The 14,637-nt window shown below is 64.8% G+C and carries 11 protein-coding genes; 6 read left to right on the top strand and 5 right to left on the bottom strand.

Translation table 11 applies throughout. The annotated features are described in order from the left end of the window. Positions 1–147: 147 nt before the first annotated feature. Together AC1D1A_RS16720 and AC1D1A_RS16715 are read right to left on the bottom strand one after the other, a co-directional pair. The gene (locus AC1D1A_RS16720; RefSeq protein ID WP_476948231.1) at positions 148–1,140 is read right to left on the bottom strand and encodes an IS481 family transposase; all 993 of its coding nucleotides are present in this window, start codon (positions 1,138–1,140) and stop codon (positions 148–150) included. A 303-nt stretch (positions 1,141–1,443) separates the two neighbouring features. Continuing rightward, positions 1,444–2,742 (bottom strand): hypothetical protein, encoded by a 1,299-nt coding sequence (locus tag AC1D1A_RS16715; protein WP_476948230.1) that lies wholly within the window; start codon positions 2,740–2,742, stop codon positions 1,444–1,446. A gap of 427 nt (positions 2,743–3,169) precedes the next feature. On the opposite strand from AC1D1A_RS16715, the gene AC1D1A_RS16710 reads away from it, so the two are divergent. Both AC1D1A_RS16710 and AC1D1A_RS16705 read left to right on the top strand, forming a co-directional pair. Continuing rightward, positions 3,170–4,840 carry a helix-turn-helix transcriptional regulator gene (locus AC1D1A_RS16710; RefSeq protein ID WP_476948229.1) on the top strand — a complete coding sequence of 557 codons (1,671 nt, stop codon included), beginning with the start codon at positions 3,170–3,172 and terminating at the stop codon, positions 4,838–4,840. Between the two features lie 255 nt (positions 4,841–5,095). Then, entirely contained in the window at positions 5,096–6,256 is a 1,161-nt protein-coding gene (locus tag AC1D1A_RS16705; RefSeq protein ID WP_476948228.1) for a flavin-containing monooxygenase, read from the top strand. 55 nt (positions 6,257–6,311) lie between these two features. On the opposite strand, the gene AC1D1A_RS16700 is transcribed toward AC1D1A_RS16705, so the two are convergent. Further along, a complete protein-coding gene (locus tag AC1D1A_RS16700; RefSeq protein WP_476948227.1) occupies positions 6,312–6,911 on the bottom strand; it encodes a cupin domain-containing protein in 600 nt (199 codons plus the stop codon). 695 nt (positions 6,912–7,606) lie between these two features. Here AC1D1A_RS16700 and AC1D1A_RS16695 point away from each other — a divergent pair. Next, positions 7,607–9,928 carry a hypothetical protein gene (locus tag AC1D1A_RS16695; protein ID WP_476948226.1) on the top strand — a complete coding sequence of 774 codons (2,322 nt, stop codon included), beginning with the start codon at positions 7,607–7,609 and terminating at the stop codon, positions 9,926–9,928. A 65-nt stretch (positions 9,929–9,993) separates the two neighbouring features. On the opposite strand, the gene AC1D1A_RS16690 is transcribed toward AC1D1A_RS16695, so the two are convergent. Further along, the gene (locus tag AC1D1A_RS16690) at positions 9,994–10,692 is read right to left on the bottom strand and encodes a hypothetical protein (protein ID WP_476948225.1); all 699 of its coding nucleotides are present in this window, start codon (positions 10,690–10,692) and stop codon (positions 9,994–9,996) included. Between the two features lie 233 nt (positions 10,693–10,925). On the opposite strand from AC1D1A_RS16690, the gene AC1D1A_RS16685 reads away from it, so the two are divergent. Continuing rightward, on the top strand, positions 10,926–11,819 hold the full coding sequence (locus AC1D1A_RS16685) for a potassium channel family protein (RefSeq protein WP_476948224.1): 894 nt from the start codon (positions 10,926–10,928) through the stop codon (positions 11,817–11,819). A 196-nt stretch (positions 11,820–12,015) separates the two neighbouring features. On the opposite strand, the gene AC1D1A_RS16680 is transcribed toward AC1D1A_RS16685, so the two are convergent. Continuing rightward, positions 12,016–12,396: a VOC family protein gene (locus AC1D1A_RS16680; RefSeq protein ID WP_476948223.1), complete on the bottom strand. Its 381-nt coding sequence runs from the start codon at positions 12,394–12,396 to the stop codon at positions 12,016–12,018. Positions 12,397–12,771: 375 nt separating this feature from the next. On the opposite strand from AC1D1A_RS16680, the gene AC1D1A_RS16675 reads away from it, so the two are divergent. Beyond that, on the top strand, positions 12,772–13,254 hold the full coding sequence (locus AC1D1A_RS16675) for an SRPBCC family protein (protein ID WP_476948222.1): 483 nt from the start codon (positions 12,772–12,774) through the stop codon (positions 13,252–13,254). A 209-nt stretch (positions 13,255–13,463) separates the two neighbouring features. After that, positions 13,464–14,543 carry a glycerophosphodiester phosphodiesterase family protein gene (locus AC1D1A_RS16670; protein WP_476948221.1) on the top strand — a complete coding sequence of 360 codons (1,080 nt, stop codon included), beginning with the start codon at positions 13,464–13,466 and terminating at the stop codon, positions 14,541–14,543. Positions 14,544–14,637 lie beyond the last annotated feature (94 nt).

The raw sequence follows: 14,637 nt of genomic DNA, 5'->3' as shown, positions 1-14,637 counted from the left end.
GTCGATCATGCGAAGGCCCCCATTGGCCGTGTCCTAATTGCGGCAAGCCGACGGCCAACATGAACGACTACTCCGAGCGCCACGACCGGTCTTATTGTTCTCCGATTACCAGCTCCGGATGTTGGAGTTGACGAAAACTCGGTTCCCCTAGATGTACTGCCCAGGGAGGTTGGTTAAGCGGCTGATGGGCGGCTGGCCTCCGATTGCGGTGTGGGGCCTGTGGTGATTGTAGTGGTGCAGCCATGCCGGGAGGGCGTTTCTGCGGGCTGATTCCGTGGCGTAGAAGCGCTTGAAGGCCCATCCGTCGGCGAGGGTGCGGTGGAAGCGTTCGATCTTGCCGTTGGTCTGCGGCCGGTAGGGGCGGGTCTTCTTGGCCTTGATGTTCATTTCACGGCAGGTGTCCCGCCAGAGGTGCGATTTGTAGGCCGAGCCGTTGTCGGAGAGGACCCGCTCAACGGTGACGCCGCGGGCGGCAAACCACGACACTGCACGCCTGAGCACTCCGACTGCGGTGGCCGCTGTTTCATCGCCGTGGATCTCTGCGTAGGCGACCCGGGAGTGGTCGTCGATGACGGTGTGGACATAGGCGGTCCCGATCAGTGGCCCGCGGTGTCTGCTGCGCGCCTTGTCCGGGGTTCCTGCCCGGTTCCGGTCTCCTTGCTGCCGCCCAACGTAGCGCCAGCCGCCGCCGTCGGGGATGTTCCCGAGCTTCTTCACGTCGACGTGGATCATCGCTCCAGGAGTCTCATGTTCATAGCGGCGGATGACCTCCCCGGTGCGCTTGTCCACGTGGTGCAGGCGGTTCAGCCGGCACCGGACCAGAACCGCGTGCACGGTCGAGGCCGGCATGGCCAGCTTCGCGCCGATCGCGACCGGCCCCAGCCGTTGCTTCCAGCGCAGGTGCACTACCTTGCGCACCAGCTGCTGCGGTGTCCGGTTCGCCACCCGGTGCGGGCGCGAGGACCTGTCGGCCATGCCGTCCTGACCCATCGCGGCGTAGCGGGTCGCCCACCGTTTGGCCGTGGGCCAGGCGCAGTTGAACTGTTCGGCAGCCCGGGACACCGGCCAGCCGTGGTCTACGACCAGACGCGCGACGCGCAAACGTTGGCGTGGAGTCAAAGCGGCATTAGCGTGGGACATTGAGGACCTCCTGGTCGCTGCAGCGGTTGTCTAAGCAACTCCACTGTGCAACCGGAGGTCCTCACCTTTAGGTCAACGACTCCAGCGAGTCATCACATTCACCGAACCAACGTCCCTGGGCAGTACACCTAGAGGGCCGTTGTGTCGCTCGTCTGCATCGTGCGACGAAGAAGTCGGGGACAAGGCCGACTAGGACGAGGCGTCCCACCTAGGTGTGCAAAGACTGCGAGCGCGCAACGGGGCCAGAGGTTGGCCGGCTACGTAACGACGTGGCCCAGCTGAATGACCTCTGCTGGACCGGGGTTACTTCTCGACCAATTCCTCGCTGCCGGCCTCAGACCCGCCCGCCTGTTCGCCGCGTTTCTTCCGTTTGAACAACCCTGCGACGCTCCCGCCGACCGAGCCTGCCGTACCGGCGATGGCGCCGCCGACGCCCTTGACCGCTTTGAGGGCCTGGGGCTCATCAGGGATCCCGTCCCCGTCGATGTCCACGCTCCGGAACGCGCGCGTTACCGTGTCGGCTGCGGTTGCCACCCCGGCGCCCACTGCCACAGCGCTCGTTGCGACGCCGCCTCCGACTGTGCTGGCAGTATCGCCGATCCAGCTTCCCGCCGTCTTCGCCGCGTCCTCCAAAGCCGCGAGAGCCCGGTTGGGTTCGGCGTCGCCGTCCTCTGCGTCAGCCTCGACAGGAACGGCAAGATGTTCGGGGAAGATGTCTGGGGCGTCGGCGAACGCTGCCCGGGCTGCGACGACGACTTCGCGACCGAACACGAAGCGCTGGACTCCTCCAGCCAAGGCTCCAACTCCGTATTCAATTGTTGCCTGCTGCTTTCCACTCAAGTTTTCGCGCACGGCGTCCAGCTGACCCGTCTGCATGGTCCGAACCAAACTCTGCGCGGCGCCTCCAGGGAGAGTGTCCGCGAGCGTGTTCGCCCAGTGCGACCAGTCTGTGCGGCCAGCAGCGATCCTATTGCCAACACCGACAACGCCTTCAGCCGACGCACTCGATATGTCCGTCGCCATCGTTGCGATTTGCTTCTGGCTCACGCGTTCGTTCGAGAGTCCGTAGACAAGGGCGAGAGCCTGGTCATTGTCGAGGTCCATTCCGTGAATATCGGCAACAGCGAGCGCGAAAACCGCGGTGATCTCGAACTGCAGCTGCTCATCGCCTGCGGGAAGGAGAGCAGCGGCTCGCTGTGCACCGTTCTTCGCAGTACCCAGCGCCATGTTCTTTGCGGCGAGTTTCGCAGCGTTCTTTGCGGCAAGTTTGGCGGCTTCCTTGCCAGTCTTCTTGGCGGCCTGTTGTCCCGCACTCTTCATGCCGGCTGCTGCCGCCCCGACTCCTGGAATCATCGCGATACCAATATCAGCCGCGATCGCGCCGGCGCTGATGAGGGCACCAGCAGTAGTGATCGAGGTTCCGTAGTGACGCTCCAACATCTGGATCACCTCAGCGGGTGTGGCGTCCGGATGCCGCCGGCGTAGCCTCATGACGTACTTGCGAGCGATCGAGTGACGAGCGCTGACCGCCTTCGCAATGTCACGCGTGGCGTCGTCTCCGACGAGCTCCGCCTCCAGCGTGATGCTCTCGATATTGGTCATCGCTTACTCCTCTGTGGTTGCACCTCTTCGGGAGGTGTGAACGCGGCTGGTAGGTGAGAATCCGCCAGTGCGGCCCTGGATCTATGGTGATTGTATTCATGGATCCAGGCCTGGTAGGTCGCGGCGCGTTCAAACTCCTCGACCAAGTGACTCCCACCTGAGGACCTGGCTGGAAACCGGCGAGCTCCTCAGCACTCCCGGCTCCCTCATGTACCCCTGAGGCGGCCGGCATGCGCACCTCAGGCGCCGCCGTCGTGGTGAAATACTCGGGCCCGTTGGCGCTTGGTCCCCGCACCTTGCCGCCCCTTAACCCCGGCGGTAGCCTGAAAAGCAGATGACGGGCCGCGCCGCCCACCACCGGTTCCGCGAGTGCCGGGCCGGGCAGCGCCCACAGGCTCAGACCCGCCGCCGGGAACGGGGAGGCGCGATGTCCACACTCGCACACGGCCGGGAAGCGTACGCCGAACGGCGCTGGCCGGACGCTGTAGGGCAGTACACCGCTGCCGACCACGACGCCGAACTTCCGGCCAGCGATCTGGAACAGCTGGCCACCTCCGTCATCCTCACCGGCCGGGGCTCCGAGGGAGTGGACATCCTGGCGCGGGCGCACCTGAAATACCTCGCCGACGGCGACTACTCCGCCGCCGCCCGCTGCGCCGTCTGGACCGGGATGAACCTCATCCTGCTGGGCGAACCGGCCCGCAGCGCCGGCTGGCTCGCCCGCGCCCACCGGATCGTCGAGGACCTGCCCGAGCCTTGCCCATTCGAGGGCCTGCTGTCCATCCCTGCCGGGCTGGACGCCCTCTACCAAGGCAACGGCGCCACCGCCGCGGAAGCCTTCACCCGGGCCGCCGACCTCGGACGGGCACGCGGCGACGCTGACTCGGCGGCCCTCGGTACTCTGGGCCTCGGGCAGGCAAAGATCATGTTGGGTGAGTTCGACGGCGGCTTGGCCCTGCTTGACGAAGCCATGGTCGCCGTCACCGTCGGGGAAATCTCCCCCATCCCCGCCGGGATCATCTACTGCGCAATGATCGAAACCTGCCATCTGGCCTTCGACCTGCGCCGCGCCCACGAGTGGACGCGGGCGCTGGACCGGTGGTGCGACGCGCAACAGAACCTGGTGGCTTTCAGCGGCCAGTGCCAGATGCACCGGGCCGAGCTGTACCGGCTGCACGGCGCCTGGACCGAGGCGATCGACGCTGCCAAAACCGCGCAGGACCTCGCCTTCCACGGCGACCATATGGCCACCTACGGTGGCTTCTACGAACAGGGCGAAATCCACCGGCTCCGGGGCGACTTCGACGCCGCCGAGGCCTCCTACGTGCACGCTCAGGAGACCGGTTTCCCGCCGCAGCCCGGGCTGGCGCTCCTGCGCTTGGCTCAAGGCAGGCCTGACCAGGCCCAGTCCCTGCTCCGGCAGACCATGGACGGCGCCGACCCCACCTACCGGCGCCAGATGCTCRCCGCCCGGGTGGAGATCGAAGTGGCAGCAGGCGACGCACGGGCAGCACGGGCTGCCATGGAGGAGCTGGCGTCGCTGTGCGCCTCGATCGACCGGCCCATGCTGCACGCCCTCGCCGAGCAGTCGGAGGCCTCCGTCCTGTTCCACGAAGGCGATCCCGCGGCTGCCCTGGTCCTGGCTCGCCGCGCGTGGTCGCGCTGGCTCAGCCTCGACGCGCCGTTCGAAGCGGCCAGTTGCCGCGCCCTCATGGCAAGGCTGTTCACCGCGCTCGGCGATGAGGAATCCGCCCAGCTGGAGCGTGAGGCAGCCCGGGCAGTATTTTATGAGCTGGGCGCCGCGCCGGCGCTTTCGGAGCTTGAGCAATCGGCGCCCCTTGCGCCGGACGCCCGGACAACCCCGGTGCCAGCCACCGAGAACGACGCTCATCACGCCGCCGACGCCGGGCCGCTCACCGCCCGCGAAACCGAGGTGGTCCAGCTCGTCTCCGCCGGACTGAGCAACCGAAACATCGCTGCCGAGCTGTTCATCAGCGAAAAAACAGTGGCCCGGCATCTGAGCAATATCTTCACCAAACTGGGCCTGACCTCCCGGGCCGCGGTCACGGCCTACGCCTACCAGCACGGACTCGTCTGACCTCCCGCCCTGCATAAAATTACCCATTCCCGAGTTCTCCCCGACCCATGGGAAATGGGTGATTCGCCCGATTCGCTGCGACGCGACGAAAAATAGCGTTATTGGCATGAACGTTTCAGTGCTCGCAGGAATGGTTTCCACCGGCCTCTTCGCGGTGAGCTATCTGTCCATGCTGCTCAAGGCCCTGCTGGTACCTGCGCTTCCGGAGTGTTCATAACCACCCCACTGCACCTGCAACACCAAGGAGACACCACCATGAACACCACCCCAGCAACTGACACCGGCGGCGTCGTCGGCACTGGCAAAGTCGGCACTGCCGCCGTCGACACCGTCATCATCGGCGCCGGACAGTCCGGCCTGGCGCTGGGCTACTACCTGGCGCAGCAGCACCGGAACTTTGTCATCCTCGACGCCGGCACGCGGGTTGGCGAGGCGTGGCGGAGCCGCTGGGACTCGCTGCGGCTGTTCACGCCCGCCAAGTACAACGGCCTGCCCGGCCAGCCCTTTCCAGGCGACCCCCTCGCCTTCCCCACTAAGGACGAGCAGGCGGACTATCTGGAGGACTATGCCTCCCGGTTCCACCTGCCGGTCCGGCCCACCACGGCCGTCACCCGGCTGAGCCACGACGGGCAGCGGTTCCATGTCACGGCCGGGACGCAGCACTGGACGGCGGCGAACGTTGTCCTCGCCACCGGCGCCTGCCAGCTGTCCAAGACACCGGGCTTTGCGGCGGACCTGCCGTCCGACGTCGTGCAGCTCCACTCCCGCGACTACCAGAACCCTGCCCAGCTCAAGCCCGGTCCCGTCCTGGTGGTGGGGGTGGGGAACTCCGGGGCGGAGATCGCCTTGGAGACCAGCCGCACGCATGAAACCTGGCTGGCCGGCAAGCCGAGTGCCGAGATCCCGTTCCGGCACGGCCGGACCGCGGCCCGCTTCTTTATCCCTGTGGTCCGCTTCGCCGGGATGCACGTGCTGAACACGAACACGCCGGTCGGGCGCAAGGTGCTGCCCAAGATGGCTGGCATGGCGTCGCCGTTGATCCGCACCAAGCTCGCGGACCTGGGCGCCGCCGGCGTCCATCTGGTACCGCGGGTCACCGGAGTCCAGGACGGCGCAGTAATACTCGACGACGGTCAGCGCCCTCCGGTGGCAAACGTCATCTGGTGCACCGGCTTCACCGAGGCCTACCCGTGGCTGGACATCCCGGCGCTGCCCGCGAACTGGCGGGAGCAGCAGCACCGCGGGATCGTGGACGCCCTGCCGGGCCTCTACCTGCTAGGGAAAGACCTCATCTTCGCGGCGGCGTCGGATACCCTCCCCGGCGTGTGCCGGGACGCCAAATACCTGGCGAAGCGGCTGGCCGCCACCCGGGCTCCGCAGCAGGCAGTGGAGGTTCAGAGCCGGCTGGCGGCATAACGCAGTTGTCGGGATGTCGGTGTCGAGTTCAAGGTCGCGGACAATCTCGCAATTGTCAGGTGGTGAGCGGCGGCCCGACGATCTCGATGTTGTGGCGTGCAGCGATCGCGGTTAGTGCCGGGCCGTCGATGGGTTCAGGTTCCGGCAGTTCCCTGCGGGCTGCCGGCGCTCCTACCTCGGCGGCGAAGGTTTCAAAGCCGGCCGGCGCGGTGATCACGAGGCTGCGGAAGGGCTCTTCCGGTCCGGCAAGAAATGTATGGGTGGAACCTTGGGGAAGAAAGACGAAATCTCCCTTTTGCACGGTGAAGCGCTCCCCGTCGCTCTCGAACAGAGCCGTGCCCGAAATAACGTAGAAGGATTCATCCTCAACCAGATGCCGGTGCATCGGTGGCGCGTAGCCAGCCGGATGCAGAATCTCCGTAATGGTCAGCCGCTGCTTCGTCTCCGGGCCGCCTGCCTTGACCAGGACCAATGCATTCGTGAACCACAGGGCGGTCCCCTCGTCGGCTGCAAGTTTGTACGCCCTGCCCTGTACGAGGGTGGCCGGCGCGGTCGTTTCGTCGAACCTGTCCATGACGCTCCTCAGCTTGGAAGTGCCTGCAATGCTACTCAGGATCACGATCCGATCAATGCCGTGCAGCTTATTGGCGTCCACACCCACCACAGGACGGAACCGACATAACACCGGCGGGACAAAGGCTAAGGCGCGGACGCCTCTTCCGGCCCCAGACGGGCCCGCCCCTGGCGACTGGGTCGCCACAAGCACTGTTGACACGCTTCGCAATCCGGAGCTAACTAGTCGGTACCGTGAGGGGCGGCCGCTGGACGAAGAAATCGTCTTGCCGATCGACGTCGGAAGGTCTCGGAGGGGGCCTGGAATGTCTTCCACATCTGCTAGCCCCAGCCGCCCGGTCAGGTCGGCGCGAAACGCGAATGTTGCTGATCCCAGCCACGCTTCCGGGCAAAGGCACGCGGCATCGGCAGCCACTGCAAGAGTGGCCCTACTCAGCCAGCAGAGCCTGAGGCGATCCCATGGCCAGTGACCCGCTTCATTTCTTGGAAGTGCGAGTTCATGGCGTCCGGGGAACCCGTCCCTGGGAAAGTCTGGGAGTGCCCCAGGGCGCCGAGCGGCCCTGCGAACCTGCTCCTCCCGGAGTTGGGACGGACACCGTTGATAAAAAGACAGGCTTCTACTGCTCCAGCAGGGCACGTCAAGGAGTAAGCGGCGCCGGGACGGGGGCCGATCCGAACCTGGACGGCAGGCGGCGGTTGCATGTGGAGGCTTATTTCTGGGGCAGGCTAACCTCCGGGGCCCGGGGGTTCGAGAGCGTCGGGAGAAGTTTGTGGCTCTTGCTGGCCCCGTTCGCCTTTGTCAACGTGGCCATGTGGTCCCGGCCCGGACTGTCCACGGCGGGGCGCCGGCAGGATGTGGCCGCGGTCCTTATCCGGTGGGCGGGCCTTCTGCTTACTTGCCTCCTGCTGGCAACTTTCTGCAGCATCGCAGTCGATCTTGTTGCGTGGCAGTGTTTTCGTCATGGCACATCCTGGTGCGCCAGCATCAGCTTCCTTACGCCCGTCTTCAACAGCCCCCACGCTGTCGAGCGGATTGCCGTTGCGTCGGTAATTCCCCTTGCAGGGCTGGGCGTCCTGGTGGCGCTTAGCCGGCAGTCGATCCGTAAAACAGAAGCACGAACACCCCGTCACATGTCCCAGGACGGACACGTCCACGATCATCAGATCCTGCGCCGGCCTGCCTTCTGGGAAGGCAAGGACAGGACGAACTCTCTCCTGAGACTTCACGTGGCGTGTGGGCTCTGCGTGCTCGCCATCTCCAGCGCGGCGCCCGTCCATGCCGTTGAATCAGGCGGTTCGTGGGCGCTGCCCCTCCCGCTGACGTTCGCCGGCATTGTGCTGCTGGCAGTCTTTCTGTGGATAGCCCTCGGCGTCCAGGACCAGATAGAGCATGGTCCTTCTGTGAAACTTCAGCGCACACGGCGATTTGGGACGTGGGTGCTGCTGGTGATGGCGGCCGCAGCTTTTGCAGCCAACATCGGCTGGCTCTTGAATGGCCATGAAACTTTGGATCAGAGCGGGCAACTGCCGCTGAGTTCCGACTTTCAACTCCTCATCACGGCCTGCCTTTTTACCGTCGTGTACTTACTCGCCGCTGTCCTTTCGGCGGTTTGGTTCGCATGGGTCACAGGCATAATTCTCGCCGCCTTCATGACTTTGCAGATCGTTGATCCAGCGATCAGCAGGGAAAATTTCCTGGCCGTTGCCTGCCTCCTGGTGGTCGTGATTCTCGTCGGCGCTCTGGTCCAATACAGATCCCGCAAGGGCGTGACCCTCAGTTGGGCGTGGTTTGGGCTGGCCCCGGCGTATCTCCTCTCCTTCGCTGTTTTCCTCGGCGTCATGTATTCATCAGTGGTTACCTTATTGTCGGCCGCAATTCTGGACGGACGCCTAAATCCCGCTCTTTTGAACCCGTCCACGCCCCATGAAACTTCTGCCGACGTCAGCAACACCCTGGTGGTACCCAGCCCTTTTCTTTGGTTCGCCATGCTGTTCCTGCCGGGGCTGGTGATAGCCGTTGCTGTCGCCGTGATTCTGCTCCTCAGATTCCACCGTGATGGTGCCCAAGACATAAGGGACCTGGCCCAAGAGGATCAACAGACGGAGCCTTGGGCAGACGAGACCGCGCTGCTCGGCAGAGCGACCCGTTCCAGGTACTTTGCTGCCGTCATTCACCGTGCAGAGGCGCTCCTGGGTGCCCTCGTACTCGTGCCATTGGGTATGGGATTGCTGGCTACCCTGGGCATGCTTAGCGGACAGGAACCGTTCTTCTCCGCACTCGTTCAATGGGGCGTCATCTTGGCCGCCCTCTCCGGGCTCACCCTCCTTGTCCTCATAGCGGTGGGCATCTTCCATGAGGACTTGCTGCGGGCCGTGGGCGTGATTTGGGATCTGGCCACGTTCTGGCCTCGCGCTGCGCACCCATTCAGCCCTCCATGCTACGGAGAGCGTGTTGTACCTGAATTGTTGGACAGAATCAGTGGCGGCCTAACGGGGGTGACCTGCTCGGGGAATGCGGATGGGTCAAGTACGCCGTGCAAGGAGACGGATATGCAGGCCGCAGCGAAATACGACTACATCATCCTCTCGGGACACAGCCTCGGGTCAGCCATCCTGGCTGCCGTGATGCTTCAACTGCCCGACGCACAGCTCCCACGAATCAGGTTCGTGTCCTACGGCTCGCAACTGCGGGCATGGTTCGGCAGATTCTTTCCGGACCTGCTCGGCCCCGCAGTGCTTGGTCATCAAGTAACCACTCGGCCGGACTTCCGCAGTGCGGTCCCAGACGCACCGCCGCAGCCGCCCGTGGGTGGATTTACTCCGCCCGAGGGGTCCCTTGCGAGCCTGTTGCGGAGCGGACAACATTGGCAGAACTTCTATCGGCGCACGGACTATCTGGGATTCCACGTGTTCCAAGACTCCGAGAACGATATCGACCATCGCATATCAGACTGGGATCCCTACCCAGGTTGTATCAAGAAGTTTAGGCCGCAGGATCATAGCCAGTACCAAGAGTCAGCGCCCTACGGAAGGTTAATCCTTTCGTGGCTTGCCTCCGCAGATGGTGCCGGATCACTGGAGCAGGAGGAACAGACTTAAGGATCCTCCGTCCGACCCGGAGGCACGGTTGTGGGACGTGCTCGCCGTGACGCTGACCCCGGCCACTACCCGTGGGTGACAGCAGCGCCCACCAGGCCGAACAGCGTCCCGGCCGCCAATGCAATGAGGGCACGCTTCCTGGTGGGATACAGCCAGCGCACTGCGAACACGGCCACTGCCATGATGACCCCGTTGACGACGCTCAGGATCACCGCGACCCATTCGGTGCCGGTGGCCACGCCGAAACCTCCGCCGCTGCAGCCGCTAATCCCGCACCAGGCAAGACTCGCCACCATCCACTGCGGAAGACTCAGCAAGACTGCCAGCGGCACGGTCCACCAGAGCTTTCTGGCATCCGGGGTCACCCCGCGCAGTTTCACGCCCGGGTAATGGGGCGAGGCGGCGGGCATGCCGGCGGCCGGCACCGGTGCGCGCTTCCGGGTGCTGAGGACAATCCTTCGGAAGACACCCGCGTTGACCACCGCGAGGAGGACGTATCCCAAATAGTAGAGGACAGTAGTCAGGCCCAATTCACCCCCGGCGCCGAAAGTGCCGATGATGAAATAGCCAACCGAAACGGGCAGTGTCAGAACCACCATGACGAGCAGCAGGCCTTCCTTGAACCTGGCACCCGAGGCGAGTTCGAAGCCTGTGGTTAGCAGCGCGGCGACAACAACGGCAACCACCACCGACAAATAGACGACGACGGCGGTTCTGGCCCAGCGCGGCAGCGAACTTTCATTCGGCCGAGATCCCCTACTCACAACGCTCCCCCTTGACGTCGTTTCCGGCCCACTCTGCCCGAGCGAACCGATACAGCCGGCACACCCACGGGCTGCGGCACTTTGATGGTCGCACGCCAGGCACCCAAAGTGCTCGCCATCTGCCTCGGGGAGGTCTGCGAGCAGCTGGGGAACGCCCGTCGGGGGCTATCCTGCGGGCCCGTTGCCCGGACCGTGTGGCTGCTCCTCAATAAGTGTCGCCTCTAAGATGAGGCATGGACTTCGAGGACACGCTCTGGACGGTTTTGGGGGCCGGGCTGGTTCTGCTGATGCTCGTTGACGTCTTTCGTACGCTGCTTTATCCGCACGGTTCCGGTCCTCTGGGCCGGGCGATCATGCGCGGATTCTGGCTTGTATCGAGAAAACTGCGGGGCCGGGGCTCCTTCATCGCAGCGCCCTTGGCGATGGCCGCTGTCATTGGTGCCTGGGCAGGCTTGGCGGCCGTCGGCTGGGCTCTGCTATACCTGCCACATCTGACGGACGGTTTTATTTATGGAGCCGGGGTTCCAGTGCGGGCCGACTTTGCCGAAGCCCTCTACATCTCCCTGGTCACTCTTTCCACCGTGGGGTTTGGCGATATCGTGGCAGCGCAACCGCTGCTCCGGCTGGTGGTAGCCCTCCAGGCCGTCGCCGGATTCGGCTTGCTGACAGCAACGGTCACGTGGATCCTGCAGACGTTCCCGGCCCTGAACCGCCGCCGGGCCCTTGCCCACCAGCTGACCCTGTTCCGGGAGGCCGCAGGTCCGGCAGGTGTATTGGCCATGGATCCCAGTCACGCTACCGGACTGTTGGAGGCAATTGCCGGAAACGTGGCTACGGTGAGCATTGACCTGCTTGCGTTCCACGAAACCTACTACTTCCGTGAAATTGAGCAGCGCGGCTCCCTGCCCGCCACGGTGGCCTACGCCCAGGAGCTGGCATCCCAGGCCCAGCGCAGCGAGAGCCCTGAACTGCAGTTCGCTGGACGGATGCTCCACGCGGCGCTGGAGGGACTCGCGGACGTACTTCGAGGCAAATTCGGCCATTCGGGAGCCACATCGTCCGATGTGTTCGACAGCTACGAGCTGCACCACCGGCACCGGCGGCCGGGGGAACCGCACACGAACTAGCATGCGGATAGCCGCTACTGCGTACCCTGGCGTTCTGACCGCGCTCTTTACCCTGTCCAGCGGCGACGTCTGGCTCGAGGCCGGCCAGCCCGGCGCTAAAACCGGCTCCCGCTTTGGTGGCGGGAGCCGGTTTCTCTCCGGCTTCGTAGCCGGCGGCAGCGACGCTTTGCGTCGTTGATCGGTGCCAGACTCCGGCCTACGCGCGCTGCGAGATGTTGAAGATGTTCCCCTCGCTGTCCAGGAACCAGGCTGCCTTCCCCCAGGATGCGGTGGCAATGCCGTTCTCCGTCTTCAGGCCGGGAAAATCGTAGTCTTCAAAGACGACGCCGCGGCCCCGCAGTTCTTCCATCTCACCTTCGAGATTGTCCGTTTCCCACCCAATCTGGGTGTTCTTCGCGGTCCCGGCATTGTCTGTCTGGTAGACAAGGAAGCGGGTTCCTTGGCCGCAGCTGTACATGACGCTGCCCTCCTCCATGGACTCGGAGGGTTCGATTCCCAGCTTGTCCCGGTAGTACTCCTTCGCCCTGTTGATGTCCCTCGCGGGGAGGACAGCGATGATGTTTGAATCCTTGAGCATGATGATTCCCTTCAGTGCGTTGATGACCGCAGCGATGGCGATGCTCCCCCCGGTTTCGGTCCCCGGAGTACCTGTCCGGAGCCCGTGACCGCCCCTGCGCCGAGCCGGGGGCAGCCACCTGGGACTCTTCAACGCCGCGCCACCCATCACCAGCGTGAGGGGTCCCCGAAGTTATGTGGCCATTATGGACCGATTTGGTCTTGCGGAAACAGGGGTGACTGGCATTGGGCTGAAGGGACGCTCTTCGAACAGTGAGCGACAAGGCGCCGGTCCAAGGGGGGCGTGACGGAACGCAGGCTGCTGGCGCCTGCGGCGTGACGGGCGGCGGCCGCCGGTCCGCTTCCGCCAGTGGCCGCACGATGCCAGAGTTGAAGGATGAATGCGGAGTCCGTTAATACGGGAACCGGGAATGAGGAAACTGGCGGCCTGGTCCTGAACCTGGAGTGCACGCTCGCCGCTCCCCCGGATGAAGTCTTCAGGATGCTGACGGAACCGGCCGAACTGGTGAAGTGGTGGGGTCCGCACGGCTTCATCATCCCTTCAGCCGAAGTCAACCTCGCCGAAGGCGGCCGCTACCGATTCAGCATGACCCCACCGGACGGCGAACAGTTCCACCTCTCAGGCGAGTTCCTGGAGATCGATCCCCCTTGGCGACTGATGTACACCTTCCGCTGGGAGGAACCGGCGCCGGACGACCGGGAAACCGTCGTCGACCTCTCACTCGGGAGTACCGGCACAGGCACGCGCCTGGTGCTTTCGCAGGGACCGTTCCTGACGGACGAACGCCTCGAACTGCACCGCAACGGATGGACCGAGTCGTTCGAGAAATTGCAGGCGGTCCTGGGTGGCGGCACCTAAGGAAGCCTGACCCGCTGCAGAGTTCCTGCAGGGTCATGATCCGTCCGAAACACGAACGGTCTTTCGCGTCTCCAGGCCCGTCACCCTGCCCGGTTTCCTCGTGTTCACTCCCGGTCCAGCTCCCCGCACACAACAGTCCATCTCACCTCCCTACGGTGGTCGGGTCGCCGGCACGACGCCGGTAACGTCACCCGGGAGGAACCATCACCATGCGCACACCCCTGACTGCCGTGGCCACCGCCGCGCTCATCGCCTCGCTGGCGAGCCCCGCCGTCGCCGCTTCAAACCCCGAAGCCGGCTCGCCGTCGTCGAACGCCGCCACAACAAAGGCCGCAGAGGCAACAACGGCAATCAAGACCAACGAGAGCAACGGCTCCTTTGACCTGCAGGCGCACCGCGGCGGCCGCGGCGAATGGACCGAGGAATCGCTGGCCGCGTTCGCCAACTCGCTGAAGCTCGGGGTGACCACGCTGGAACTGGACACCCACCTGACCACCGACGGCAAGGTGATCGTCTGGCATGACGACACCATCCAGGCGGACAAGTGCCGCGACACCGCGCCGGCGACTCCCGGCGATGCGCAGTACCCCTACGTCGGTGACCGGGTCGCCGACCTGTCGCTCGCGCAGATCAAGACCCTGGACTGCGGATTCACCCAGTTGAAGGGGTTCCCGGAGCAGGACGTGATCGAGGGCAACCGGATCGCCGAGCTCAAGGACGTCTTCCAGCTGGTCCGCGACGCCGACGCCAAGAAGGTCCGCTTCAACATCGAAACCAAGGTGGAGGACGGGAAGTCCGGCGGCGAGGGCATGGTGGCCCTGACCAAGGCCGTGGTCACGGAGATCTACACCGCCGGCATGGCCGGGCGCAGCACCGTGCAGTCATTCGACTGGTCCTCGCTGAACCTGACCAAGAAGATCTCCCCGCAGCTGCCGCTCGTCGCCCTGTCCAGCGGCGACGCCTGGCTCGAGGTCGGCAAGCCCGGCGCCAGCCCCAACCTCGGCGGCATCGACATCGACACCTACGGCGGATCCCTCGCCAAAGCCGCGGCAGCCCAAGGCTACGACGTCATCTCCCCCACCTTCAGCTCCGTCACCCCGGGCATGATCAAGGAAGCCCACGAGCTCGGCCTGCCGGTCATCCCGTGGACCGTCAACACCACGGCGGACATGACACGGCTGATGGACCTCGGCGTGGACGGCATCATCAGCGACTACCCCACCCGACTGCGCACCGTTCTGGAAGAGCGCGGCCTGAAGCTCCCCAAGGCCTACCCGGCTGCGAGCTAGCACCTCGATAGACGGGGCGGCCACTGAAGTGGCCGCCCCGCCGTCGTCTAAACCCCTACGCCTGGACCCAGACCCGGCGTAAGCTCCTCGCATG

Source organism: Arthrobacter sp. P1_B9, from assembly GCF_056406495.1.
The sequence above is the reverse complement of the archived record's forward strand: the minus strand, read 5'-3'. Positions and strand labels throughout refer to the sequence as shown.